22 protein-coding genes are annotated in these 25,107 nt (G+C 74.2%); 8 read left to right on the forward strand and 14 right to left on the reverse strand.

Going from position 1 to position 25,107, the window contains the following annotated elements; translation table 11 throughout:
• Positions 1–216: 216 nt before the first annotated feature.
• Complete coding sequence (locus BU198_RS04080; protein WP_317619956.1) at positions 217–1,650, reverse strand: FtsW/RodA/SpoVE family cell cycle protein; 1,434 nt, start codon at positions 1,648–1,650, stop codon at positions 217–219.
• 275 nt (positions 1,651–1,925) lie between these two features.
• Between BU198_RS04080 and BU198_RS04085 the strand changes: the two genes are divergently transcribed.
• A complete protein-coding gene (locus BU198_RS04085) occupies positions 1,926–2,957 on the forward strand; it encodes a cytochrome c oxidase assembly protein (protein ID WP_188295438.1) in 1,032 nt (343 codons plus the stop codon).
• Between the two features lie 366 nt (positions 2,958–3,323).
• Positions 3,324–4,484, forward strand: coding sequence for a ribosome small subunit-dependent GTPase A (gene rsgA, locus BU198_RS04090; protein ID WP_188295439.1), 1,161 nt, complete (start codon positions 3,324–3,326; stop codon positions 4,482–4,484).
• A gap of 63 nt (positions 4,485–4,547) precedes the next feature.
• On the opposite strand, the gene BU198_RS04095 is transcribed toward rsgA, so the two are convergent.
• Positions 4,548–5,006, reverse strand: a complete 459-nt coding sequence (locus tag BU198_RS04095; protein ID WP_188295440.1) for an ASCH domain-containing protein — start codon at positions 5,004–5,006, stop codon at positions 4,548–4,550.
• Between the two features lie 64 nt (positions 5,007–5,070).
• On the opposite strand from BU198_RS04095, the gene BU198_RS04100 reads away from it, so the two are divergent.
• Together BU198_RS04100 and BU198_RS04105 are read left to right on the forward strand one after the other, a co-directional pair.
• Positions 5,071–6,723, forward strand: a complete 1,653-nt coding sequence (locus tag BU198_RS04100) for a DNA-3-methyladenine glycosylase 2 family protein (protein WP_188295441.1) — start codon at positions 5,071–5,073, stop codon at positions 6,721–6,723.
• Positions 6,720–7,229, forward strand: coding sequence for a methylated-DNA--[protein]-cysteine S-methyltransferase (locus BU198_RS04105; RefSeq protein WP_188295442.1), 510 nt, complete (start codon positions 6,720–6,722; stop codon positions 7,227–7,229). The genes BU198_RS04100 and BU198_RS04105 overlap by 4 nt, the downstream gene beginning before the upstream one ends.
• A gap of 100 nt (positions 7,230–7,329) precedes the next feature.
• On the opposite strand, the gene BU198_RS04110 is transcribed toward BU198_RS04105, so the two are convergent.
• Together BU198_RS04110 and BU198_RS04115 are read right to left on the reverse strand one after the other, a co-directional pair.
• Positions 7,330–7,896, reverse strand: coding sequence for a GNAT family N-acetyltransferase (locus BU198_RS04110; RefSeq protein WP_188295443.1), 567 nt, complete (start codon positions 7,894–7,896; stop codon positions 7,330–7,332).
• 43 nt (positions 7,897–7,939) lie between these two features.
• Positions 7,940–8,458, reverse strand: a complete 519-nt coding sequence (locus tag BU198_RS04115; RefSeq protein WP_188295444.1) for a MarR family winged helix-turn-helix transcriptional regulator — start codon at positions 8,456–8,458, stop codon at positions 7,940–7,942.
• Positions 8,459–8,727: 269 nt separating this feature from the next.
• On the opposite strand from BU198_RS04115, the gene BU198_RS04120 reads away from it, so the two are divergent.
• The gene (locus BU198_RS04120; protein WP_188295445.1) at positions 8,728–10,275 is read left to right on the forward strand and encodes an MFS transporter; all 1,548 of its coding nucleotides are present in this window, start codon (positions 8,728–8,730) and stop codon (positions 10,273–10,275) included.
• Between the two features lie 15 nt (positions 10,276–10,290).
• Here BU198_RS04120 and pth read toward each other — a convergent pair whose 3' ends face one another.
• From pth to BU198_RS04140, 4 genes are all read right to left on the reverse strand, one after another.
• Positions 10,291–10,950 (reverse strand): aminoacyl-tRNA hydrolase, encoded by a 660-nt coding sequence (pth, locus tag BU198_RS04125; protein ID WP_188295446.1) that lies wholly within the window; start codon positions 10,948–10,950, stop codon positions 10,291–10,293.
• Between the two features lie 126 nt (positions 10,951–11,076).
• The gene (locus tag BU198_RS04130; RefSeq protein WP_188295458.1) at positions 11,077–11,709 is read right to left on the reverse strand and encodes a DUF305 domain-containing protein; all 633 of its coding nucleotides are present in this window, start codon (positions 11,707–11,709) and stop codon (positions 11,077–11,079) included.
• A gap of 110 nt (positions 11,710–11,819) precedes the next feature.
• On the reverse strand, positions 11,820–12,485 hold the full coding sequence (locus BU198_RS04135) for a DUF3105 domain-containing protein (protein ID WP_188295447.1): 666 nt from the start codon (positions 12,483–12,485) through the stop codon (positions 11,820–11,822).
• 101 nt (positions 12,486–12,586) lie between these two features.
• Entirely contained in the window at positions 12,587–13,126 is a 540-nt protein-coding gene (locus BU198_RS04140) for a hypothetical protein (protein ID WP_188295448.1), read from the reverse strand.
• 316 nt (positions 13,127–13,442) lie between these two features.
• Here BU198_RS04140 and BU198_RS04145 point away from each other — a divergent pair, with 316 nt between their 5' ends.
• Positions 13,443–15,074 carry a hypothetical protein gene (locus BU198_RS04145; RefSeq protein WP_188295449.1) on the forward strand — a complete coding sequence of 544 codons (1,632 nt, stop codon included), beginning with the start codon at positions 13,443–13,445 and terminating at the stop codon, positions 15,072–15,074.
• 144 nt (positions 15,075–15,218) lie between these two features.
• On the opposite strand, the gene BU198_RS04150 is transcribed toward BU198_RS04145, so the two are convergent.
• The 4 genes from BU198_RS04150 to BU198_RS04165 all read right to left on the reverse strand — a co-directional run bounded on the left by BU198_RS04150 (position 15,219) and on the right by BU198_RS04165 (position 19,433).
• A complete protein-coding gene (locus tag BU198_RS04150; RefSeq protein WP_188295450.1) occupies positions 15,219–15,818 on the reverse strand; it encodes a TetR/AcrR family transcriptional regulator in 600 nt (199 codons plus the stop codon).
• Positions 15,819–15,907: 89 nt separating this feature from the next.
• Entirely contained in the window at positions 15,908–16,957 is a 1,050-nt protein-coding gene (locus tag BU198_RS04155; RefSeq protein WP_188295451.1) for an agmatine/peptidylarginine deiminase, read from the reverse strand.
• A 47-nt stretch (positions 16,958–17,004) separates the two neighbouring features.
• A complete protein-coding gene (locus BU198_RS04160; RefSeq protein ID WP_411293139.1) occupies positions 17,005–18,726 on the reverse strand; it encodes an urease subunit alpha in 1,722 nt (573 codons plus the stop codon).
• Positions 18,723–19,433 carry an urease subunit gamma gene (locus BU198_RS04165; protein ID WP_188295452.1) on the reverse strand — a complete coding sequence of 237 codons (711 nt, stop codon included), beginning with the start codon at positions 19,431–19,433 and terminating at the stop codon, positions 18,723–18,725. The genes BU198_RS04160 and BU198_RS04165 overlap by 4 nt, the downstream gene beginning before the upstream one ends.
• Positions 19,434–20,130: 697 nt before the next feature.
• Here BU198_RS04165 and BU198_RS04170 point away from each other — a divergent pair.
• Together BU198_RS04170 and BU198_RS04175 are read left to right on the forward strand one after the other, a co-directional pair.
• The gene (locus BU198_RS04170) at positions 20,131–20,517 is read left to right on the forward strand and encodes an ATP-binding protein (protein WP_223243905.1); all 387 of its coding nucleotides are present in this window, start codon (positions 20,131–20,133) and stop codon (positions 20,515–20,517) included.
• Positions 20,518–20,916: 399 nt separating this feature from the next.
• Positions 20,917–23,271 (forward strand): SpoIIE family protein phosphatase, encoded by a 2,355-nt coding sequence (locus BU198_RS04175; RefSeq protein ID WP_188295454.1) that lies wholly within the window; start codon positions 20,917–20,919, stop codon positions 23,269–23,271.
• Between the two features lie 94 nt (positions 23,272–23,365).
• Here BU198_RS04175 and BU198_RS04180 read toward each other — a convergent pair whose 3' ends face one another.
• Positions 23,366–24,505 carry a DUF2637 domain-containing protein gene (locus BU198_RS04180; protein WP_188295455.1) on the reverse strand — a complete coding sequence of 380 codons (1,140 nt, stop codon included), beginning with the start codon at positions 24,503–24,505 and terminating at the stop codon, positions 23,366–23,368.
• Between the two features lie 214 nt (positions 24,506–24,719).
• Positions 24,720–25,107, reverse strand: a 388-nt coding sequence (locus BU198_RS04185) for a (2Fe-2S)-binding protein (protein ID WP_188295456.1), incomplete at its 5' end; no start/stop codon positions are given.

The raw sequence follows: 25,107 nt of genomic DNA on the forward strand, positions 1-25,107 counted from the left end.
CTCAGCCGTCGCAGCCGTCGCCTCAGCCGCCGCCGGTACAGGGGCCGTCCGGGCAGCAGGTGTCGGGGCACCCGCCGCGGCCGCCCCGGGCGCCGTGGGAGCAGCGGTAACCGGGGGCGCGTGACAGCAGGACGGGCAGGGCCTCCTCCGCGGGTGCGGGGGAGGCTCTGTGTGTTGGTGGCGGTCGGGCGGCCGGGCGGTCGGGCGGTCAGGCAGTCAGGCGGCCGGGACTGGGGCCGGGTCCGGGGCCGGGTCGGTCGCGGGGGCCGGGGTGGTGACGGGGGTCAGGGCGGTGCGCCCCGCGGAGTCGCTCAGCTTGATCAGCAGCGCGACCGTCAGCCAGTTCGCCAGCAGGGACGAACCGCCGGCCGCCAGGAACGGCAGCGCCTTGCCGGTCAGCGGGACCAGCCCGCTCACCCCGCCGACGACCACGAACACCTGGAGCGCCAGCGCCGCCGACAGGCCGGTGGCCAGCAGTTTCCCGAACGGGTCGGTCAGGCCGATCGCGGTGCGCAGGCCCCGCTGGACGAGCAGCACGTAGACCAGCAGCACCGCGGTCACCCCGGCCAGGCCCAGCTCCTCGCCGATGGTGGTGAAGATGAAGTCGCTGCGCCCGGCGAAGCCGATCAGCCAGGGCCGCCCCGAACCCAGGCCGGTCCCGGTCAGGTGTCCGGTGCCCAGGCTGAACAGCGCCTCGGCGGGCTGTTCCGAGATCGCCTTGTCGTGCACCGGCTTGTAGTAGTCGAGCGGGTGCAGCCAGGCCTCGACGCGGCCGTGCACGTGCGGTTCCACGGTGCCGACCACCGCCGCCCCGCCGACCGCCATCAGCAGGCCGAGCACCACCCAGCTGGTGCGCTCGGTCGCCACGTACAGCATCACGACGAAGACGCCGAAGAAGATCAGCGAGGTGCCCAGGTCGCGTTCGAAGATCAGCACCAGCAGGCTGACCACCCAGATCGCCAGCACCGGTCCGACGTGCCGCCCGCGCGGCAGGGTCATCCCCCAGACCTTCCGCCCGGCCAGCGCCAGCGCGTCCCTGGCGGCCATCAGGTATCCCGCGAAGAAGACCGTGATCGCCACCTTCACGAACTCGTCCGGTTCGAAGGAGAGCCCGAACAGCCGGATCCACCGCTTGGCGCCGAAGCTGTCGCCGGGGGAGAACACCGGCGCCGTCAGCAGGATCAGCGCGCCCGTCATCAGCAGGTACACGTAGCGCTGGAAGACGCGGTGGTGCCTGACGAGGACGATCAGCGCGATCGCGACCCCGACCGAGACGAACACCCACATCAGCTGGGAGGGCGCGGCCGGGATCTTCTGGTAGTCGCCCTTGGCCGCGTGCGCGGCCTTGTAGCTGAAGTCCAGCCGGTCCAGCAGCACCAGCCCGAAGCCGGTCAGGAAGACGCCCAGCGGCAGGATCAGCGGATCGGCGTACGGTGCGAACCGGCGCACCGCCAGGTGTGCCGCCCCGGCCAGCGCGCCCAGCGACAGGCCGTGCACCAGCAGCCCGGGCGGCATCCTGCCGGTCAGTGCCAGGTCGGCGTCGACGTGTCCCGCCAGACAGACGGCCACCGCGAGGGCCAGCAGGCCCAGTTCGATGTTGCGGTGGCGCGTCGTCGGCCGGCGGCCCTCGCGGCGTGCAGTGCTTCGCACCTGTTCCAGTCCCCTTGTCCACCACCCGGCGGTCCCGCCGAAGTGCACCCTGGCAGACGTCCGGGTTTTTGACGCGGTTGCGGGAGAGGGCGGTCCGTGGGCAGAACTTTGCCTGGGCAAGGCTTTGCGGGGCTTCGGCAAAGGCTTGTCCAGGCCCGGGTATAGAGGTGGGCCCCGCGCGCGCCGGGGCCGTCGGTGAGGGGCAGCATGGCCGGGCGCCGGGGTGTCCCGGCGGTGGCGTTCCGGAGCGGCCGGGGACCACCGGAACGAGCGGGGTGAGCGGACGGATGGACGTGGCGGTGCACGGTGCGGCGGGCGGTCCCGCCGCGGTGCTCGCGTACAGCGGGCCGCCGCCGTGGCGGTGGTCCGACCTGGCCGGGTCCTGGACGGCCGAACCGCTGGTGCTCGTCCTGTCGGTGCTGCTCGGCGCCTGGTACCTGGCCGCGGTGCGCACCGTCCGGCGGAACGGCGGCGGGCGCTGGCAGCCCACCAGGACCGCCGCCTTCCTGGGCGGGCTGCTGCTGTGGGTCTGGTGCACCTGCTCCGGCCTCGGGGTGTACGAGCGGATCCTCTTCACCGACCGGGCCGTGCAGGTCGTCCTGCTGCTGATGGTCGTCCCGCTGCTGCTCGCGCTCGGCGCGCCGGTCTCGCTGCTGGTCTCGGCGGCGCCGGCGGCCCGCCGGGAGCGCGTCCTGCGGGCGCTGCGCAGCCGTCCCTCCAAGGTGCTGATGTTCCCCGCGGTCTCCACCGCACTGCTGATGGCGCCGCCGTGGCTGCTCTACCTCACGCCCTGGTACGAGTGGTCGGTGTCCAGCGGGCTCGGGAACGCGGTGCTGCACCTGGTGCTGGTGCTGCTGGGCCTCGCGTACTTCTGGCCGCGGCTCCAGCTCGACCCGGTCGGGCACGAGTACCCGCACCTGGTCGGGCTGTTCATCACCTTCGCCGAGGTGATCTTCGACGCGGGGCTCGGGATCGTGCTGATCTACGGCGGGCACCTGGTCGCCGGGCACTACTACGTGGCGCTCGGGCGGCCGTGGGGGCCGAGCCCGGCGCAGGACCAGACCTGGGGCGGCAACGCGTTCTGGGTGCTGGGGGACCTGGTCGGGCTGCCGTTCCTGGCCGCGCTGGTGCGGCGGATGGTGGTGCAGGGGCGCGAGGAGAACAGGGCGGTGGACGCCGAGCTGGACGCCCGCTTCGAGGCGGCCGCCGCGCGGGCGCGGGCGGCCGGGCGGCCGGAGGAGGAGGAGACCGGGATGCGGCCGTGGTGGCTGGACGACCCGGACCTCAGGCACCGGTACGGGGGTTAGAGCCCGCGCGGGGGGCGGCTGGGTGACCGTTGTGGTGACCGTTGTGGCGGGCCGATGCTGTGGCGGGTGCTGTGGCGGGCCAATTTTGGTCCGTACGGGCCCTCCTGGCAGCCTCCGCATCGCGTTTCCGCAGGTCAAAAACGGGTTGGCCGGCATGCCCCGCTCCGCTAGCGTGTGACACGTCCGGTTCGGGAGCCGTTGGGCCGCCCGAGGAGTAGAGAGCAGGAGGTGAACCCCCGTGGTCGTTGTCGCCCCGATAGCTGCCCAGGGCAGCACTCGCGTTCGCCTCCTTTTCCCGGCCGCCGGCTGAGCCCTTCACGCCAGCCGTAGCCCGCCGGGACCATTTCCTCCCGAAGGGCCTCTGCGTTGTTCAACGCTGCCTCCGTTCCGTCGTTCTCTTCCTCTTCCTCCGCTTTCTCCTCTGCTTCCGGGGCCTCCTCCGCTCTCCCCGCCGACGCCCCGGCGCTGACCGGCTACGGCTGGACGGCGGAGCTCGCGGAGCTGTTCACCCCGTTCGGCGAGGCCGGGCTGCTCCCGGCCCGGATCGTCCGGGTCGACCGCGGCCAGTGCGACGCCGTGATCGCCGACCCGGAGACGGGCGAGCCGCGCACCGTGCGGTTCGACACCCGGCCGGTGGGCGACGCCGACATGATCAACTGCCCGTGCACGGGCGACTGGGCGGCGGTCGACCTGTACGCCCGGCCGATGGCCTCCGTCGCCGCGCTGCTGCCGCGCTCCACCGCGATCATCCGTAAGGTGGCCGGCAAGCGGTCCGACGGCCAGGTGCTGGCCGCCAACGTCGACACCGTGCTGATCGCCTCCTCCCTCGCGACCGACCCCGACCTCGGGCGGATCGAGCGCTTCCTCGCCCTGGCCTGGGAGTCCGGCGCCGATCCGCTGGTCGTCCTCACCAAGGCCGACCTGGTCGACGACGCCGACTTCATCCGGGCCGACGTCGAGGCGGTCGCCCCCGGGGTCACCGTGCTCGTGGTGAGCGCCGAGACCGGTGACGGCATGGACGTGCTCCGCGCCTGCACCCCGGGCACCACCGCGGTGATCGGTCAGTCCGGCGTCGGCAAGTCCACCCTCACCAACGCGCTGGTCGGCACCGAGGTGATGACCGTCCAGGAGGCCCGCGCGGTCGACCAGAAGGGCCGCCACACCACGACCACCCGCGAGCTGATCCCGCTGCCCGGCGGTGGAGTGCTGATCGACACCCCGGGGCTGCGCGAGGTCGGCCTCTACGGCGGCGAGGGCGTCGACCTGGCCTTCGCCGACATAGCCGAGCTGGCCGAGGAGTGCCGCTTCCACGACTGCGGCCACCACACCGAGCCCGGCTGCGCGGTGCGGGCGGCGCTGGCCGACGGCACCCTGCCGCAGCGCCGGATGGACAGCTACCTCAAGCTCCAGCGCGAGAGCGAGTGGATCGCCTCGCGCACGGACGCCCGGGTGGCCAAGGCGCGGTTGCAGAAGTGGAAGACGATCAACAAGTCGATGCGAGCCGCGGGAGGTCCGGTGAAGCGTTGATCCCGGGTACCGGCCGGCCGCCGCGCACGGGCCGCCGGCCGGTACCCGCCAGGCCCTCCCGGCTCAGCGGAGGTCGGTCACCAGGCGGAAGCGCTGCAGGACCACCGGAGTGGCGTCGTCCACGGTGAAACCCGGGTCACCGAGGGCGTCGAGGAGTTCCGGGCTGCGCCAGAAGCCCTCGTGCACGGCGCGCCACTCGGCCACGCTGGTGCAGCCCTCGCCCTCGTCCAGGGCGTGCTGGAGGTCGACCTCCGCGAGCGGGACCACCCGGACGTCCGTGGTCTCGATCACGGCGACCCTGCGGCCGTCCGAGTCGAGGACCGCGGAGCGCTCGCCGGCCTGCGGCAGGGGCTCGTCCTCGTGCTCGTAGTCGGCGACCAGGCCGGTGGTGCTGGTCTTGGCACCGTCGAGGATCGCGGCGACCAGCTGGTCCCGCAGCGGGCCGGGGAACGCGAACTCGGACGGGGGCAGGGCAACGACGCGAGGGTCGTCCGGGCCGGTGTACGGGTGCTGCTCGCTCATGGGGCGAGAGTATCGGCGGGCCGTCCGGCAGGCCCGCGAATTTCGGGAGGAGCGATCAACGGCGATGTCCGATTTCCGCCAGTCACCCCTCACTCAGTGCCGCAAACTGGACAACGTGATCGACGACGACATCCGATACCGAGCCGTGGACAGCCGCGACTCCCGCTTCGACGGGGTCTTCTTCACGGCGGTCACCTCCACCGGCATCTACTGCCGTCCGAGCTGCCCCGCCGTGACTCCCAAGCGCACCAACTGCGTGTTCTACCCCAGCGCCGCGGCCGCCCAGGGGGCCGGCTTCCGCGCCTGCCGTCGCTGCCGCCCCGACTCCGTGCCGGGCTCGCCCGAGTGGAACCACCGCGCCGACCTGGTCGGCCGCGCGATGCGGCTGATCGGCGACGGCGTGGTGGACCGCGAGGGCGTCGACGGCCTGGCCGGCCGCCTCGGCTACAGCGCCCGCCAACTGCAACGCCAGCTCACCGCGGAACTCGGCGCCGGCCCGATCGCGCTGGCCCGCGCCCGCCGCGCGCAGACCGCGCGCCTCCTCCTCCAGACCACCGAACTGCCCGTCACCGACATCGCGTTCGCGGCCGGCTTCGCGTCCGTCCGCCAGTTCAACGACACCGTGCGCGAGGTCTACGACCGCACCCCCAGCGGCCTGCGCGCCGAGGTCACCGCCGGCCGCCGCACCGCGACCCCGGCCGGCGGCCTCACCCTGCGCCTCGCCTACCGCGGCGCGCTCGACAGCGACCACCTGATCGACTTCCTGGCCCTGCGCGCCGTCCCCGGCGTGGAGGAGGTCGTCCCCGGCCCGCGTCCGGGTGTGCGCACCTACCGCCGCACCCTCGCGCTCCCGTACGGCCACGGCATCGCCGAGGTCGACGGCCTGGCGCGGGACGAGCCGCGCACCCGCGGCTGGCTGGACTGCCGCCTGCTGCTCGCCGACCTGCGGGACCTGCCGACCGCCGTCCAGCGCCTGCGCATCCTCTTCGACCTGGACGCTGACCCGCTCGCGGTCGACGAGCAGCTCGGCGCCGACCCGCTGCTCGGCCCGCTGGTCCGCGAGCGCCCCGGCCTGCGCTCGCCCGGCCACGTGGACCCGCACGAACTCGCCGTCCGCGCCGTGCTCGGCCAGCAGATCAGCGTCGTCGCCGCCCGTACCCTGGCCGGACGGCTCGCCGAGAAGTACGGCACCGTGCTGCCCGAGCCCAGTGGCGGCCTGCGCCTGCTCTTCCCGACCGCCGCGGCCCTGGCCACCGCCGATCCGGAGGACTTCGCGATGCCCGCCGCCCGCCGCCGCGCGCTCACCGGTCTGTGTGCCGCGCTGGCCGAGGGCGTGGTCAGCCTCGACAGCGGGGTCGACCGGGAGGAGGCCGCCGCCCGGCTGCTGGACCTGCCCGGCATCGGTCCCTGGACGGTCGGCTACCTGCGGATGCGGGCCATGGCCGACCCCGACGTCTTCCTCCCGAGCGACGTGGGCGTCAAGCACGGCCTGCTGCGCCTCGGCGTCCCCGGCGACCCGAAGTCCGCCGCCCTCGCTGCCGAGGCCTGGGCCCCGTGGCGCTCCTACGCCGTCCACCGGTTGTGGGCGAGCGCCGCGAGCACCGGCACCGACCTCGGCGCCACCAGCAGCAACAGCGACACCAGCGACACCAGCGCGATCAGCGACATCGGCGCGATCAGCGCCATCAGCACCGGAACGGAGAACGGACGAGCATGAGCACCACCGTCTACACCACCATGGAGAGCCCCTTCGGCCGGCTGCTGCTCAGCGGTGTGCTCCCCGAGGACGACGGTCCGGCCGCGCTGGCCACCGTCACCGTGCCCGGCCAGAAGTACGCGCTGGCCGAGCCCGCCGACGACTGGGTCCTCGACCCGGAGTCGCTGGCCGAGCCGGTGGCCCAGCTGACCGCCTACTTCGCCGGTGAGCGCACCGGCTTCGACCTCCCGCTCGCGCCCGAGGGCACCGAGTTCCGCCGCAGGATCTGGTCCGCGCTGGACGAGATCCCGTACGGCAAGACCGTCACCTACGGCGAACTCGCCGTGCTGGCCGGACAGGAGCCGCGGATGGTCCGCGCGGTCGGTGGCGCGGTGGGTGCCAACCCGCTGCTGATCGTGCGCCCCTGCCACCGGGTGCTCGGCGCCAACGGTGCGCTCACCGGCTTCGCCGCCGGGGTGGACCGCAAGCGCTGGCTGCTGGAACTGGAGAGCGGCACCCTGTTCTGACCGTCCGGTCCGGGCCAAGGGCTCGCGTCGAGGGCCCGGACCTGAGCCCGAAGGCCTGAGCCCTGAGTGTCCGCCCGCCGCACAGCAGCGCGGGGAGTGCTCAACTCCGCAGATCCACCCGCCAGTTGTTGCTGCGCATGAACCGCCCGGGCGGGAACTCGAAGTCCGTCTCGCCGAGCAGTGTGAACCCGGCCTTCGCGCAGACCGCGTTGGAGGCGGGGTTGTCCACCGAGGGGAAGGCGTGGAGGTGGCGGTGCGCGGCCTCGCGGCGGGCGGCCGCGACCGCCGCCCGGGTGGCGGCGACCGCGATGCCCCGGCCCTGGAAGCCGGGCAGCACGTTCCACCCCATCTCGTGGACGGTCCGGCCCTCCCAGGTCCGGGTGCCGTAGCCGACCGTCCCCACCGCCTCCGCCGCCGCCGTCCCTGCCGCCGCAGCCTCCACCGCCGTCCCTGCCCCCGTCGGCACGCCCTCGGGCAGCAGCACGATCCGGTACATGCAGCCGAGCCCGGACGGGACGAAGTCCAGGTAGCGTCGGTGCCGTACGAGCAGGTGTTCCTCGCTCTCCGGCCCGCCGACGTGCTTCTTCATCTCCGGCGTGTTGACCCGGCGCAGCAGTGCGAGGTCGCCGTCCGTCCAGGGCTCGATCCGTACCCGCGTGGTGGTCATGCCGGGGACGGTAGCTCCGGGCGCACTCCGGCGACCAGCGGTTTTACCCGGCCGCGGACCCCTGCTCGGCTCCGGTGCCCGGCTGGGCGAGGGCGCGGGCGAGCTGTTCCAGCGCGGGCAGGGCGTCGACGACCGCCGCGCGGTCGTCCGGGTCGAGGGTGCCGAGCGCGGTGGCGATCCGGCGCTCGTGGGCGTGCTGCCAGTCGTCGAGCTGCCGCCGGCCGGCCTCGGTGAGGGCGATCCGGGCGGTGCGGCGGTCGCCGGGGTCGGCCTGGCGGTCCACGAAGCCGGCGTCGAGCAGCTTCCCGACCAGTCCGCTGACGGTGTTGGGCGCGAGCCGCTGCCGCGCGGCCAGCTCGCCGACCCGCAGCGGGGCGGCGGCCAGCGTCTGGAGGAGTTCGACCTGCGCCATCGGCAGGGACTCCCACGGGTAGTCGGTGCGGATGCTGCTGCGCAGCGCGCGGCGCAGCCGGGTGACGGTGTCGGTCAGCCTCCGGGCGTGTTCGACCGCCGGGTCGGGGCCTCCGGTGGCGGGGTCGGGAACGTTGGGTGACGACGGCATGGCGGACAGCGTATCGCCTGGTGCGGGTCGGTCCGGCGGCCGGTGCGGGCCCGGGGTCCGGGCTGTGGCGCGGCTCTGTCACGGGCCTCGGAGGCCCGGGTTCGGGGCTCCGGCGCGGGCGTCCGGCACGGGCGTCGTCCGGCGTCCCGCCCGCGGCCCGCTCGACATCGTCCGGCACCCGTCCGGCACCGTCCGCACCGTGAGACGAATCCTGTCGCAGGGCGACCTGCTCGTAGAGAGAACATATCTGTATCCGATATATTCGTGCCATGAACGCCACCGCCCTTGCCTCGCGGCTGCTCGCCGAGCGGCCCCGGCCCCGCGGCATCGCCGGCTGGCGCCACGCCCACTGGCTGGCCGTCGGCACGGTCTGTCTCGGTGCCTTCCTCGGTCAGCTCGACGCCAGCGTCATCGCCCTGGTGTTCCCCGCCCTCGGCCGCCACTTCGACGCGAGCTTCGCCGCCGTCGAGTGGGTCGCCCTCGCCTACCTGCTGGTCCTGGTGGCCCTGCTGGCCCCGATCGGCTGGCTCTCCGACCTGCTCGGCCGCAAGACGATGTACATCGGCGGCTTCGCGGTCTTCGGGCTCTCCTCGCTCGGCGCCGGCTTCGCGGGCAGCCTCTGGGTGCTGGTCGGCTGCCGCGCCGTCCAGGCGGTCGGCGCCGCGATGATGCAGGCCAACAGCGTCGCCCTGGTCGCGCGCGGGGTCCCCGAACACGCGATGCGGCGGGCCCTCGGCATCCAGGCCTCCGCCCAGGGGCTCGGCCTGGCGCTCGGGCCCAGCCTCGGCGGGCTGCTGGTGGAGCACGCCTCGTGGCGCTGGGTGTTCTGGGTCAACGTGCCGATCGCCGTGTTCGGCATCCTGGCCGGCTGGTACCTGCTGCCCCGCACCCGTGCGGCGGGTGTCGCGGCTGCCGTGCCCGTGCCCGGGCCCCGGCGCCGCGCCGCGGCCGACCGGGACGGGGCCCGCCGGCCCGCAGTCCGCCGACCGGCAGCCCAGCAGACCGCACCCCGTGAGGACGCCCGCTTCGACCTGCCCGGCATGCTGCTGCTCACCGGGGCGACCACCGCGCTGCTGCTCGCCCTGTCCACCGCCTCCGGCCTGCCGCTGCCCGGCTGGGCGACCGCCGCACTGCTGCTCGCCTCCGCCGTCCTGGCCGTGGCGCTGGTGCACCAGGAGCGGCGGGCCGCCCGGCCGATCCTGGCGCCCGGACTGGTCAACACCCCGGGCGTGCGCTCGGGCCTGCTGGTCGCCCTGATCGGCTACCTGCTGCTGTTCTGCCCGCTGGTACTGGGCCCGGTGCTGCTCACCGGCGCCGGCATGTCGACGGCCCGCGCCGGCCTGGTGGTGACCCTGCTGCCCGCCGCGTTCGCGTTCGCCGCCACGGTCGGCGGCGGACTGCTGCCCCGGGGCTGGTCGGACGTGGCCAGGTGCCGCTTCGGCGCGCTGCTCGCGGCTGCCGGCCTGCTGCTGTTCGCGCTGCTGCCGGCCTCGGGCGCGGCGGCGGTCCCGCTGCTGGTCGCCGGCTACGGGCTGGGCCTGCTGCTGCCCGCCAACAACGCGCTGGTGATGCGGGCGATACCGGCGGAGTGCTCGGCGGTCGGCGGCGGCATGGTGAACATGGCGCGCAGCCTCGGTACCGCGCTCGGCATGGCACTGTCGGTCCTCGGTGTCCATCTGGCGGGCGCCGAGTCCGGTGGGCGGACGGTGCTGTTCGTCCTCTCCGCCGTCGCGGCGGCGGCCGCGCTGCTCACCAGGCCCGCCCGATCCGCCCGGGCCACCGGGCGCACCCGGCTGGTCCGGTCCGCCCGGCCCTGAGGCCCGGGCCGCACCTCAGACCTCGGTACGGGCGTTCGCGGCGCTGCCGGTGCTGCCGCTGCCGACAGTACTGCCGGTGCTGCCGGTGTCGACCGCGCCGGGAGAGTTCAGGGCGTCCTGGGCCCGGTTCAGGCCGCGCCGCACCAGCGTTTCCAGGGCGTCCGCACACCGGTCCAACTCGCCGGGCATGGCGGTGAGTTCATCGTCCGAGAACCGCTTCAGCACGAAGTCCCCGACGCTCTGCCCCTTCGGCGGCCGGCCGATCCCGAACCGCAGCCGGACGAAGTCCCGGGTGCCGAGCCTCTCGCCCACCGAACGCACCCCGTTGTGGCCGCCGGGGCCGCCGCCGCGCTTGAGCCGGGCGGAGCCGAACGGGAAGTCCAGGTCGTCCTGCACCACCACCAGCCGTTCGACCGGGACGCCGTGGCGGCGCAGCAGCGCGGCCACCGGGCGACCGGACAGGTTGATGGACCACAGCGGCTTGGCCAGCAGCACCCGCCGGCCGTCGACGCCGATCTCGGCCACCAGCGTGGCGATCCCCCGGCGGCGGAACCCGGCGCCGTGCCGCTCGGCCAGCCGGTCCACGGCCAGGAAGCCCGCGTTGTGCCGGGTCAGCCGGAACCACGGGCCGGGGTTGCCCAGCCCGGCGATCAGCCAGGGGGCGTCGGGGGTCATGCGGGGTTCTCCGGAAGGGGCGGGGAGGAAGGACGACGGACGGCCGGGGAACACCGCACGACGTACCGGCCGCACGGGCCGCACGGGACGTGCGGACCACGCGGGCCGGGCTCCGGGCGGGACCGCTCAGGAGGCGGGCGCGCCGGGGGCGGCGCCGCGTTCCTGGAGCATGTCGGTCATCAGCTGGAGCTCGGAGTTCTGCGCGACCACCATCGACTGCGCGAGCCGCTTCTCGGTGTCGTTCCTGGCCAGGTCGACGTAACCCTGGGCCATCTCGACGCCGCCCTTGTGGTGCTCGATCATCAGCTGGAGGTAGTAGACCTCGGCGTCCCGCCCGCTGAGCGTGCGCAGCTTCGCGATCTGGGTGTTGGTGGCCATGCCGGGCATCAGCGAACCGTCGTGGGCCTGGTACTCGTGGCCCATCTTCATCCACGCCATCGGCGTGGCGGTCGAGTGCTGGGTCAGCCCCCACTGGTCCAGCCAGCCCATCATCATCCCGCGCTGGTTGGCCTGGGTGTTGATGATGTCGAAGGCCAGGGTGCGGGTCGGCTCGTCGCCGGTGCGGTCCCGGACGACGAACGACAGGTCCACCGCCTGCTGGTGGTGGGTCGCCATGTCGCGGGCGAACCCGGCCTCGGGCGAGTCGTCCGCCGGGACGGACAGCGTGGACGAACCGGACGCCGAGGTCCCGCTCGCCACCAGGGCCGGCACCCCGAGCGCCAGCGCCACGGCGGCGGCCAGCGCGGCCGGCCACCACATCCGCCGCCGGCGCGGGGCCTGGGCCCCGGCCTCCCCGGCGGCGTCCGCCGTGTCGGCCGCGTCCGCCGTGTCCTCCGGCACGCTCCCGTCGGGGAGGCCCGCGCCGGCGGTCACATCTGCCCCATGGTGCAGGAGGCGCCGGGCTCCTGGGTCTGCTTGCCCTGGACGTACTTGGTGAAGAACTGCTCCACCCGCGGGTCGCTGGCGCTGTCCACGGTCAGCTGGGTGCTCCAGGCGTTCAGGGTGATGGTGCCCTCTTCCTCCATGTACGGGCTCATCAGCGAGTACGGGGTCTTCTTGACCTTGTCGGAGAGGGTCTTGAGGTCGTCCGGCGTGGCCTTGCCGTTGTAGGTGACCCAGACCGCGCCGTGCTCCAGCGAGTGGACGGCGCGCTCGTTCTCGACCGGCTGGTCGTAGACGTGGCCCATGCAGTCCGCCCAGATCGCGTTGTGGTCGCCGCCGACCGGCGGGGTCATCGGGTAGGTGACCTTCTCCTTGACGTGGGTGCGGCTCAGATCGCCGAAGGTCTTCACGCCGGGGATGTCCGCGCTGGCGGCGGTCTCCTTGTCCTTCTTCTTCTGGTTCTGGTCCATGACGATCCAGGTGCCGGTGGCTATCGCACCGATCACCAGCACGCCGGCCGCCACCGAGGCGACGATCTTGTTGCGGCGCTCGCGGCGCTGCTCGACGGCGCGCAGCTCGGCGATGCGGGCGCGACGGTCGGAGCTGCCCTGCTTGGCGCCGGGCTTGTTGGACTGCTTGGAGGCGGAACCCATGGTGGTCGTCCTTGTCCCCGCCGCACCGGTCGGTGGCGGCGGTCAGCTGGAGTGGGAGGAGGGGCGGATCCGTCGGCGACTGTGCCGACGGCGGGTTCCGCTCAGGACCGGTGGACCTGGAGTTCGTGCAGGTCGGGAACCGGGTGCGAGCCGTCCAGCAGACCGGTGGGCACCACCCGGGGCGGAGCCTCGGGCGCGGCCGGGGTCAGTGGCGACACGGCGGGCTGTGGCTGCGGCGGAGGGTTCGGCAGCTGGGCGTCCTGTGGACAGAACGGGTGGCTGGAGCAGCCGTTGTTGCGCGGCGGCTCGCCGTCCGCGGTGCAGAGGATCCAGTGCCCCTGCTCCTCGGCCGTCCGGTGGTGGTCGGAGGACTTCCCGGCCTTGGCGACCTTCGCGGCGTGACCGGTGCGGCTGGCCTGCCCGGTGGCGACCTGGACGCTGACCACGTTGAGCACGGTGACGGCGCTGACCGGGGCCTGGGGCGGCGCCGGATGGCCGGGGCCGTCCACCGCCTTGGCCTGGCCAGCACAGGGCAGCAGGGTCAGCAGGGCGGCGAGCAGCAGGACCAACAGCGCACCCACCGGGCGGCCCGCGAACGCGGCCCTCCCCGGTCGGGGCAGGCTGGGGGCCGACGCGGTCATGCGCACATTTAATCAGCCGAACGAGTGATGCGATGCCCCCCATCGGCCCTCATTTTCGGCGGCCCGCGCGCCCGGATGACCAGGAAACGCCCCGCTCCGGACACATCCGGCAAGCACGGACGGAACGGATGCGGACGAACCGGTGACGAGCCCGGTGCGGGCCGGCGAACCGGCTGGTGAACGCGGTGGCCGGGATGTTCCGGTGGGTGACCGGTTGTCGCCGAAACCCGGACAGGGTCCTCGCAGGTGGAGAACAATGTCGTCCAGCCCGGCCCGCCGGGGGCGGCGCGACCACGGAACGACCAGGAGCCGCCAGATGAGCAAGCAGGGTGCACCCGCAGAGCCGCACCGGCCGGGCGACGGCTGGTGGGACGCCGTCTACGACGGTCCGGCGGGCACCCTTCCGGACACCCCGCACGCCGACCCGGGGGACGGCAGCGTGGACGACTGGTTCGACACGGCGGCCGGCCTCATCGGGCAGCAGCGTTCGGCGGAACCGGTGCTGGAGCCCGTGTCGGAACCGGTATCGGAGCCGGAGCCGGTTCCGGACCCGGTGGCGGCTGCGGCGGAGGAGGTACCGGCGGCGGCTCCGGGGAGCCGGGGCGGCGGAGCGGACACCCGGGACAGCATCGACGACTGGTTCGACACCGCGGTCGGCGTGATCGGCGGGGCGGCGGGGATCGGGCGTCAGCGGACCTCCACGGAGACCCACCAGTTCCCGGCCCCGGCCTTCGCCGACGACGCTCCGAAGGCGTCGCGGGAGCCGGAACCGAAGCCGTCGCCGGAGCCGGAGGCCGTACCGGTCCTGCTGGAGAAGTCCGTACCCGCTCCCGTACCCGCTCCCGAGCCGATCGCCGAAGCCGAGCCCGAGCCCGAGCCCGAACCTGAGCCCGAACCCGCTGTCGCCGAGGAACCCCCGGGACCCGAGCCGGAACCCGTCCACACCTCGGAGCCCGACCCGGAGCCCGCACCCCCCACCGCGACCGTCCCCGACCCCCGGCTGGCCATCCGCGCGCCGCTCGCCGACGGCGGCGCCGCGGTCCCGCACGTCGGCGAACGCCCCCCGACGTACGGACCCGAGCCGACGGCCGTACCCGAGGCGGACCCCGGCGCACTGCGCGCAGTGGTGCCGGACACCGTGCTGGAGGGCGCGCAGTACGGGTCGTCCGTGCTGCGCGCCGCCTCCGTCCGGGGCGACTCCGCGCGCTACCGGGGCGAGTCGCGCCGCGACACCCTGCTGGTCACCCGGTTCGGCGACGGCCCCGACGGACTGCTGCTCGCCGTCCTCGGCGGCTTCGACCGTACGGGCGTCGCCGAGGACGAGGCGGTCGCCCCGGAGGCGGTCGCGGCCGCCACCGGAGAGGCGTGCCACCAGCTCGCCGCCGCGATCGGACGCAGCCGGGCCGGTCTGGCCGCCGACCTGCGTGACGGCGCCCGTGACCGGCTCCGCTACGGCCTCCAGCGCCTGGCCACCGGCGCCGTCGCCCCGCTGCGCGCCCTGTCGCCCCGGGCGGAGGGGGACGACACCCCGTCCCCGGCGTCGCTGCACTGCCTGCTGGTGTCGCTGGACCCGGAGGCCGGCTACCGGGTGGCCTTCGGGGTCGGCCCCGGCGGGCTCTACCTGCTGCGCTCCGGCCACTGGATCGACGCCTACGCGGCGCGGCTGCTGCACCACCCGGACGGCCCGTCGCCGGTCCCCGACGTCCCCGTCCCGGGGCCGCGTCCGTTCCGCTTCCGGCTCGTCCCTGCGACACCGGGCGACATCCTCCTCCTCTGCGCCCCGGGCCTCGCCCGCCCCATCGCCGACGAGCCGGCCGTCGCCCACTTCCTCGCGACCCACTGGGCCCATCCCCACCCGCCGGGCACCGTCGACTTCCTGCGTCAGGTGCAGGTCCGCGCCAAGGGCTACGCGGACGACCGCACGGCCGCCGCCGTCTGGACCGAGTGAAGGCGGGCCGGTCCGCGGAATCCGTTCCCCGCCGCCGCTGCCCGCACGAGAAGTCGGCCCCGTCGACTTCTCGCGCACGGGCCTGAGGCGATCCCGTTGCTGTCGCCGACGCACTGGAAGTCGGCCGGGCCGACTTCTCGCGCCTCAGGTGCGCAGGAGGATGCCGGTGACGGCGGTGGCCTGGGTGAGGGCGGCGGGGCGGTGGGCGTCCGGGAGGCCGATGGCGATCGGGACGGCGAGGCCGTCGAGCAGGGCGCGGATCTGTACCGCGCGGTCGGCGGCCGGGCCCGGGGTGAAGTGGCCGGTGGCGGCGCCCCCCTCGATCAGGGCGACCAGGTCGGCCTGCCAGGGGGCCTCGATCTCCTGCTGGCCCCGACGGATCTCGGCGCTCGCGGGGGAGCGGCCCCAGACTTCGACCCAGAGGATCCAGCGCGGGTCGCCCGCCCCTTCCGGCAGGTAGAGCCGGAGGTAGGCGTCGAGGCGCTGCCAGGGGTCGAGGGCGGTGTCGGCGAGCGCCTCGCGGCGGCGGGCGCCGAGCTGGTCCTCGCTCCAGCGGAGGGTCTCCAGCAGCAGCTGGTCCTTGCTGCCGAAGTAGTAGAGCAGGTGCCCGGCGCTCATCCGGAGCTGTTTGCCGAGCCCGGCCATGGTGAGCCCGGCGAGCCCGTGTTCGGCGATCGCGCCCCGGGCGGTGGCGAACACCTCCTCGCGGGGGCGGGCCGGCCGGCGCGGGCGGGGGTCGGCCATCTCTCGTGCTCTCCCTCGGTGGAACGGAGTTCAGCAGGCTACCGGAGCGGGGCGGGAGAACCGCCCGCTCCGGTGGCCGGATCAGCGGGTCAGATCGCCGTCGGCTGCTGCTGGGTGATGCAGTGGATACCGCCGCCGTTGGCGAAGATCTCACGGGCGTCCACGAGTTCGACGGTGCGGCCCGGGTAGGCGTCGGCGAGGATCGCGGCGGCCTCCTGGTCGCGCGGGTCGTCGAAGGCGCAGAGGATCACGGCGCCGTTGGCCACGTAGTGGTTGATGTAGGAGTAGTCGACCGGCTCGCCGTCCTCGTCCAGCAGGACGGTGGGGGCGGGCAGTTCGATGACCTCCAGCGGCCGGCCCTGGGCGTCCGTCGAGGCGCGCAGGACGGCCACCAGCTCCCGGCAGACCTCGTGGTCCGGGTGCGAGGGGTCGGGCTGGACGTGGGCGACCACGACGCCGGGGCGCACGAAGGAGGCGACGATGTCGATGTGCCCGCGGGTGCCGAACTCGTCGTAGTCGCGGGTGAGTCCGCGCGGCAGCCAGATCGCCTTGGTGGTGCCGAGGAAGGCGTGCAGCTCGGCCTCGACCTCCTCCCTGGTCCAGTCCGCGTTGCGGCCCTCGCCGAGCTGGACGGTCTCGGTGACCAGTACCGTGCCCTCGCCGTCGACGTGGATGCCGCCGCCCTCGTTGATCAGCCGGGAGGCGAAGCGCTGGACCTTCGTCAGCTCGCCGATGTGCTCGGCGATGTGCTGGTCCTTGTCCCAGCGGGCCCAGGACTGTGCGCCCCAGCCGTTGAAGATCCAGTCGGTGGCGGCCAGCGAGCCCTTGCCGTCGATCAGGAAGGACGGGCCGATGTCGCGCATCCACGCGTCGTTCAGCGGGCGCTCGACGATCTCGACCCGCTCGGAGACGTACCCGCGGGCCTGCTCCGTCTCGCCGGTGTTGACGATCAGCGTCACCGGCTCGTACCCGGCGATGGTGTCGGCGACGGCGGCCCAGGCCCGGCGGGCGGCGTGCAGCTGCTCGGGGCCGTCGAAGGTGGGGTTGGCGGTGGGGAACGCCATCCAGGTGCGGTCGTGGGGGTGCCACTCGGCGGGCATCCGGTAGCCGAGCGAGGCGGGTGTGGGGGTGGTCATCATCGAGTCCCTGGAAGGTCTGAGGAGGTCAGAAGGGGGTCAGAAGGGGGTCAGAGGAAGTAGAGGCGGCTGAGCGAGACACTGTCGGCGGGTTCGGAGCGCAGCGGCGAGCCGTCCAGCGAGACCAGTCCGGTCTCGGTGACCTCGACGTGGCCGACGCGGGCGTTGCGCACCATGTCCCGCGGCCCGATGCCGCGGGTGTTCCGCACGCCGACCCGGCGGCGGCGGGTGGGCAGCGCGTCGGCGGCCCGGTCGAGGTAGGCGCCGTCGGCGGCGGCCTGGGCGACGAAGGCCACCGAGATGTCGGCGGCGGTCGCGCCGTGGGCGCCGAACTGCGGGCCGAGGACGAGCGGTTCGCAGCGGTCGGTGGAGGCGTTGGGGTCGCCGACCACGCCGTACGCGGGGAACCCGGCCTTGAGGACCAGCTGCGGCTTGGCGCCGAAGTGGTCCGGGCGCCAGAGCACGATGTCGGCGAGCTTGCCGATCTCGATCGAGCCGACCTCGTGCGCGAGGCCGTGCGCGATGGCCGGGTTGACGGTGAGCTTCGCGATGTAGCGCAGCACGCGCTCGTTGTCGTCGCCGCCCTCCGTCGTCCCGTACGAGCCGGTGCCGTCGAGCGGGCCGAGTTCGGCCTTCATCTTCCCGGCCATGGCGAAGGTGCGGCGCACGGTCTCGCCGGCCCGGCCCATGCCCTGGGCGTCGGAGGAGGTGATGCCGATGACCCCGAGGTCGTGCAGCACGTCCTCGGCGCCCATCGTGCCGGCCCGGATGCGGTCGCGGGCCATCGCGGCGTCGCCGGGCAGGTCGGTCTTGAGGCCGTGCGCGGAGACGATCATGCCGAAGTGCTCGCCGAGCGCGTCCCGGCCGAACGGCAGCGTCGGGTTGGTGGAGGAGCCGATGACGTTCGGCACGCCCGCCATCTTCAGCACGTTGGGGACGTGTCCGCCGCCGCAGCCCTCGATGTGGAAGGCGTGGATGGTGCGCCCCTCCAGCACCTTGAGGGTGTCCTCGACCGACAGGCACTCGTTCAGGCCGTCGGTGTGCAGGGCGACCTGGACGTCGTACTCCTCGGCGACCCGCAGCGCGGTGTCCAGCGCCCGGGTGTGCGCGCCCATGTCCTCGTGCACCTTGAAGCCGGACGCGCCGCCCTCGGCCAGCGCCTCGATCAGCGGGGCCTCGTCGGAGGACGAACCGCGGCCCAGGAAGCCGATGTTGACGGGCCAGGCGTCGAAGGCGTTGAAGGCGTGGCGCAGCGCCCAGGGCGAGTTCACGCCGACGCCCCAGACCGGGCCGAACTCCTGGCCGATGATCGTGGTGACGCCGGAGGCCAGCGAGGCCTCCATGATCCGCGGCGAGAGCAGGTGGACGTGGGTGTCGATGGCGCCGGCGGTGGCGATCATGCCCTCGCCGGAGACGATCGTGGTGCCGGTGCCGACGACCACGTCCACGCCGTCCAGGGTGTCCGGGTTGCCGGCCCGCCCGATCGAGGCGATCCGGCCGCCGATCAGGCCGATCGAGGTCTTGCGGATGCCCTGGACCGCGTCGATCACCAGCACGTTGCTGATCACCACGTCGCAGGTGTCCCGGACGGCGGCGGGCTTGAGGTGCAGGCCGTCGCGGGCGGTCTTGCCGAAGCCGGCCAGGAACTCGTCGCCGGGCGCCTGGGAGTCGGACTCCACGCGGACGATCAGTCCGCTGTCGCCGAGCCGGACGCGGTCCCCGGCGCGCGGGCCGTGGACGGAGATGTAGTCATGGGGAGAGATCGCCGTCACGAGGGCTCCTCCGAGTCGTCGAAGCCGGTCAGGTAGCCGGTCGCGCGGGCCTTCGCGAGGGCGGCCTCCTTCGCGCCGGGCGCGTCCAGGGGGCCGTCCACGAGCCCCGCGAAACCGATCGCGACCCGCCGGCCGCCGATCGGCACCAGGCCGACCTCGACGGTGGCGCCCGGGTCGAAGCGCACCGAGGAGCCGGCCGGGACGGCCAGGTGGGTGCCGTAGGCGGCGGCCCGGTCGAAGGCGAGGCGGGGGTTGGCCTCGAAGAAGTGGAAGTGCGAGGTGACCGAGATCGGCACCCCCGAGGTGTTGTGGACGGGGAGCAGCAGCGTCTCCTCGACCGGGTCGTAGCCGGTGCCGGCGCCGGGCAGCGCGCTGCCGGGGGCCTCGTCGCCGAGCGATCCGGCGCCCCTGAACGGGTCGTTGACGACGGCGAGGCGGGTGCCGTCCTCGAAGACGGCCTCGACCTGGACGTCGGTGACCACGTCCGCCACGCCGGGCAGCACGTCGTCGGCGGTCAGCACGGAGCGGCCGGCCTCGATGGCCTCGGCCAGTTGCAGGCCGTCGCGGGCGGCCTCGCAGACGGTGTCCGCGATCAGGGCGGTGGCCTCGGGGATGTTGAGGCGCACGCCCCGGGCGCGGCGGGCGCGGGCCAGTTCGGCTGCCGTGAAGATCAGCAGCCGGTCCCGCTCGGTGGGGGTCAGTCGCACGGTTCCTCGCTCGCGGTCGCCGGGAGAGGGTCGGCTCGGGCGATGTTAGAACGTCGTTCAAACATCTCGGGTCATTGAACCCGCGCCGGGCCGCCCTGTCCAGCGTTGCCGCTCCGCGGAGGTTCGGCTCGCCGGGCGGGGGCGGGGGTGAGGCCCGCCGGGCGGGGGACGGGGAGGCGGGAGGGAGAAAGGGGGCCGGGTGGGAGTGAAGGGCCGGGAGGGAGGAGGGGGAGGGACGAGTCCCGTGAACCGGCGCCCGGCCCCGGCGCGCGGCGGAGCGGGCCGGGGGGCGCGCGGTCGGGCGCACGGTCCGTACGGGCGCCGGGTGTGCGCGGGATCGGGCGGGGGCTTTCTCGAATGCGGCCTCTGCGCTTCGCAAACCTGTCCGGCGCGAGCAGTTGGATCACGCGAACCACCCCGTGCCCCTTTCACCCCACGTGATCGGACGCACACTGTTGCAAACGCCGTCAACTGGGCATGAGGATGAGTGGTCAGCAACGAGGGGGCCACCCGACCGGCGGGGGATCCGGAGGCGGGGGCCCGGATTCCAGGGCGGGGGCATGTGTTGATGGACGGTCAGTCGCGATTCCCGCGGCAGCGGACGAGTTCCGGCGACGCCTACCGGTCCGGGCCCGTCAAAGGGCCGGCCGGTACCACCGGGACGGCCCTGCCGGGCGCGCCGGCTCCGGGTTGTGCCTTGCACCGGCGGCTGCACCTCACGCTCGATCCGGCGGACCTGGCCGAGGTGGGCTCGGTCCGGCGGCGGCTGCGTTCGGCGCTGAGCCACTGGGGGGTGCCGGAGCTGTCCGACACCGCCGAGCTGCTCTCCTCCGAGCTGGTCACCAACGCGCTGCTGCACACCGGCAAGGGCGCCGTCTTCGACGCGGTGCTCGGCTCGGACCACCGGCTGCGCATCGAGGTGCAGGACGGCGCCAGCAGGCTGCCGGGGCGCCGCCGCGATCCGGCGGGCGAGTACGCGACCTCGGGGCGCGGCCTGCTGCTGGTGGAGGCGCTCGCGGACTCCTGGGGTGTGCAGCTGCGCGGCGAGGGCAAGGTCACCTGGTTCGAACTCGCCCTGCCCTGAGCCCGGCACCGCCGCCCGCATCGCCGCGGGGCCACCGCTCGGCACCGTCGCCGGGGCCGTAGGATTGTTCGCCGTCGATTGATTCGCTGTCGAAGGATGCCCTGAACAGAAGGCGGAACGGAAGATTTCCGGCCCGTTGCCATTGCCGCTCGGCCGAACATTGGCCAGGATGGTGGGAATGTGTGTCCACGTGCGGGAAGCAGCGGGGAGACCGAACCTCGACTGGCCACCGTTCGTCGCACCGTCCTATCCAGCACGACCCATCACACCGCCTCGCGGCCCGTCCGGACGGTCGGCGCGGTCCGCCACGGCAGCGGCAGGAGCAGCATGCCCACTGAGCCCGAGTCGCCGGGGCCGGCGCTTCCGCCCGGCGCGTCGCCCGCCGTCGAGCCGCGAACCGTGGATCCGCGAACCGCCCAGCCGAGAACCGCCCAACCGCGCACCGCTCAACCGCGCACCGCCGGGCCGCGAACCGCCGGGCGGCGCGTCGCCGAGCAGCCGGGCGCCCTGGAGCAGCGGATCCAGGGGCAGCCCGCCGTCGGACCGACCACCTCGGGCACCGGCCGGGCCAGGCCGCCCGCCCAGTCCTCGCGCCGCGGCTCCCCGGTGCGCCCCTCGCCGAGCCTCGCCGCCGCCCGGCTGGCGCCCGTGCTGTCGGGCGGACTGCCGCCCTCCTCCGCGGACACCATGCCGGACTGGCTGGAGCCCGCGATGGCCGCCAACGGCATCGGCTCCTTCGACTGGGACATCCGCCGCGACGTCCTGGAGGGCGATCACCGGGCCTGCGCGATCATCGGGCTGGACGTCCTGAGCCAGGGCCGCTTCGACCGCACCGCCGCCTCCTTCCTGGCCCTGCTGCACCCCGAGGACGCACCGGTGGTGCGCCGCCGGGTCGAGCGCGCGGTGGCCGAGCTGGGCCAGTGCGGCGCCTACTACCGCACCATCGGGGCGAGCGGCGCCATGCGTGCGGTGCGCTTCCGCGGCCGGGTGCTGGCCGACGCCTTCGGCCGGGCCTCCCGGATGGTCGGGTTCGTCTGGGACGCCACCGTCGAACTGCACAAGCGGGACCACGCCGACCGGATGGCCATGCTGCGCGAGGAGCGCTCCCGGTTCATCAAGGAGGCGGCGCGCGCCCTCTCCGAAGCCGTCACCGTGCGTGACGTGGCCAGGGTGTTCACCGAGCTGCCGCTGCCCGGGCTGCCGCCGGACGGCCTGCTGCTGGCCTCCTTCGAGGCCGGACGGACGCAGATCCTCGGCGCCTCCGGCTACCGCACCGGCTCGCTGGCGGTCTGGGACCGCACCGTGCTGCCGCCCGGCCACCCGGCCGCCGAGGCGCTGCGGCACCGCACGCCGGTGTTCGTCTCGACCCGCGAGGAGTTCCGCGACGGCTACCCCGAGGTGTGGGAGCAGACCAGCCGCACCGGCCAGGGCTCGTGGGCGTACCTGCCGCTGGTGGCCAGCGGCAGGGCGATCGGCGTCTGCGTGGTCAGCTTCGACGACGAGCGCGAGCTGGACGCGGACGAGCGCACCCTGCTGTCCACACTGGGCGGGCTGGTCGCCCAGTCGCTGGCCAGGGCCCGGCTGCACGACGCCGAGCACGAGCTCGCGGCGAGCCTCCAGCGGGTGATGCTGCCGCGCACCGTCCCCTCCGTCCCGGGCGTGACCACCGCCGTGCGCTACCTCGCGGCCGGCTCCGGCCTCCAGATCGGCGGTGACTGGTACGACGTGGTGCCGCTGCCCGGCGGGCACGTCGGCCTGGTGATCGGCGACGTCCAGGGCCACGACGTGCACGCCGCCGGGATCATGGGCCAGCTGCGGATCGCGCTGCGCGCCTACGCGGCCGAGGGCCACCCGCCCGCCGCCGTGATGGCCCGCGCCTCCCGCTTCCTCGCCGACCTGGACACCGACCACTTCGCGACCTGCACCTACGCCGAGGTCAACGTGGACTACGGCGTGATCTACGCGGTCCGGGCCGGCCACCTCGACCCGGTGGTGCGCCGCACGGACGGCACCGCCACCGTGGTGCCGGTGGCCGGCGGACTGCCGCTGGGCATCGACCCGGACCAGGAGTACCGGGTCACCCGGTTCAGCCTGGACCCGGGCGAGACCGTGGTGCTCTGTACCGACGGCCTGGTCGAGGCGCGCGGCATGGACCTGGACGAGGGCATCGCCAGGCTCACCCGGACGCTCGCCCGCCCGCTGCCGGACGCGAAGGAGGCCGCCCGCGACCCGCTGGAGGAGCTGGCCGAGCGGATCGCCTCCCAGGCCGCCGACTCCAGCGAGCGCGAGGACGACATAGCGCTGCTGCTCCTGCGCTGGGACGGCCCGGCCGGCGGGCTCGCCGCCCAGCAGCTGCGCCGCCGGATCGGCCAGGCCGACCTGGCGCGGGTCGCCGAGGTCAGGGCGGAGCTGCGCGACGCGCTGCGCCGCTGGGGCGTGGCCGAGTTCATCGACACCGCCGAGCTGCTCTCCTCCGAACTGGTCACCAACGCGATCCGGCACACCGACCGGGACGCCATGTTCACCGCCCGGCTCTACCGGGAGCCGGAGGCGGCCGGCGGCCGGGCCAGGCTGCGGGTCGAGGTGGAGGACGAGTCGGACCTCTGGCCGACCCGCAGGACGCCGGGGGAGCAGGCCTCCTCCGGGCGCGGGCTGATGCTGGTCGAGGCGCTCGCGGACTCCTGGGGCGTGGAACCGCGCGGCTCCGGTAAGCGGATGTGGTTCGAGCTCAGCGGGACGGGGATGGCGGCCTGAGGCACGCGGGGCCCGGCAGCCCGGGCCCCGTCCCGAGTGCCAGGCCGGCCGCTGCGGGGTGTCGGGGCGGCGGGGCGCAGGCCGGGGGAGGGGATCAGCCGAACTGCTGCTCAAGGTCCTTCAGCTTGCGCTCCAGCGAGTCCAGCCTGGGCAGCGTGACGGTGTCCTCCTCCATGGTGAGGTCGATGGTGCGCCGCTCCGGACGGGCCGGCAGGCCGGGCTGGACGACCGTACCCTCGGCCGGTGCCACCTCGCGCGGCGCGGCGGGTCCTCCGGACCCGGGGCGCTCGCCGGGGACCCGTTCGGCAACCACCCGTTCGGCGGCGGCCCGCTCCGCCGGTCCCCGTTCCTTCCCGGCCCGCTCGACGCCGGCCCGCTCGGCCCCGGCGGCTATCGCGGACTCCGAGCCGGACCCGAGCTGCCGCGCCGATCCGCCGCCGCGCCGCCAGGCGCTGTGGGAGCGGTTGATCGCCCGGATCTCGGCCCGTTCACGGCGCCCGGCCAGCTTGCGGCGCTGCTTCTCGTCGATGCGCTCCCGCTTGTCCTCGCGGACCTCGTCCACCGCCTCGTCCAGGCTGCGGACGTTCTCCAGAAGCATCAACGACCAGGCCGCGTAGGTCTCGCGCGGGGCGCGCAGCCAGCGGACGATGCGGATCTGCGGCAGCGGCCGGGGGACCAGCCCCTGTTCGCGCAGCGCGGCCCGACGGGTCTGCTTGAGTGCCCGGTCGAACAGGATGGCCGCCGAGAGGGACATGCCGGAGAAGAACTGCGGGGCGCCGGCGTGGGCCAGGCCGCGCGGGGCGTGCACCCAGTTGAACCAGGCCGAGGCGCCGGCGAAGAGCCAGACCAGCAGCCGGGAGCCGAGCGCCGCGTCGCCGTGGCTGGCCTCGCGGACGGCGAGCACCGAGCAGAACATCGCGGCGCCGTCGAGCCCGAACGGGACGAGGTACTCCCAGCCGCCGGAGAGGCCGAGGTTCTGCACGCCGAAGCCGACCAGGCCGTGGAAGGAGAGCGCGGCGGCGACGCCGGCGCAGCAGAACAATAGAGTGTAGGAGGCGCCGCCGTACAGGGATTCCTTGCGGCGGCGCCGTTCCTCGGAACGTTCCCAGGAATCCGGTCCTGCGGTGGAGGAGGCGGACCCCCGGCTGCGGAGCAGGGCCGGCAGAAGCGCGCTGACCAGCAGCCCCACGACCACGGTGATCGCCCATCCGAGCGGTATGTCGGACAATTTCATCGCCGGAACCGGCCTCGCTCTCCTGCGTCGATTTCCTGCGTCGTGACGGCGGGGACCATCATGGCGGATTTCGGGCGGGCGAATGACGGATTCGTCGCCAATGCGCTGAGGAGAGGGATTTCCGGCCCGGTTGCAATCGCATGGTCGTAGGAATTAGCGGCGGGTTCTTCCCGGAATCACGGGCTTTTCGGGCCTGAATTCGTACGGACTTTCGTCAACGTCGCGTGACGCGCGGGCAGCCACCGCACATGTCCTTCGGGTCCGCGGTGTAGACGAGGCAGCAGCTGGCCCGGGAGCGGTCCGGGTCCGGAGCGCGGCCGTCCCCGGGCGCCGGGGACGCGAAGCCGGCGCCCGGCGTGAAGGGGGCGGGGGCCGGAGCGGGGCGGGTGCCCGCGCCGGGAGCGGGCGCCGGGGCGAGGGGATCGCCTGGCGCCAGCAGCGCGGACAGTTCGGTGCGTGCCCGCTCCTGCTCCCCGAGCAGCCCGCCCGCGTACCAGAGCCCCTCCACCACCGCGTCGGTGGCCATCGCCCACAGCACCCGGGGCCCGCGCCGCGCCTCCGGGCCGAAGGCGGTGAGCACCGGGGCCAGGAACCCGCCCAGC

Origin of the sequence: Streptomyces sp. CBMA156, from assembly GCF_014596515.1 — a bacterium.
Taxonomy (GTDB): domain Bacteria; phylum Actinomycetota; class Actinomycetes; order Streptomycetales; family Streptomycetaceae; genus Kitasatospora.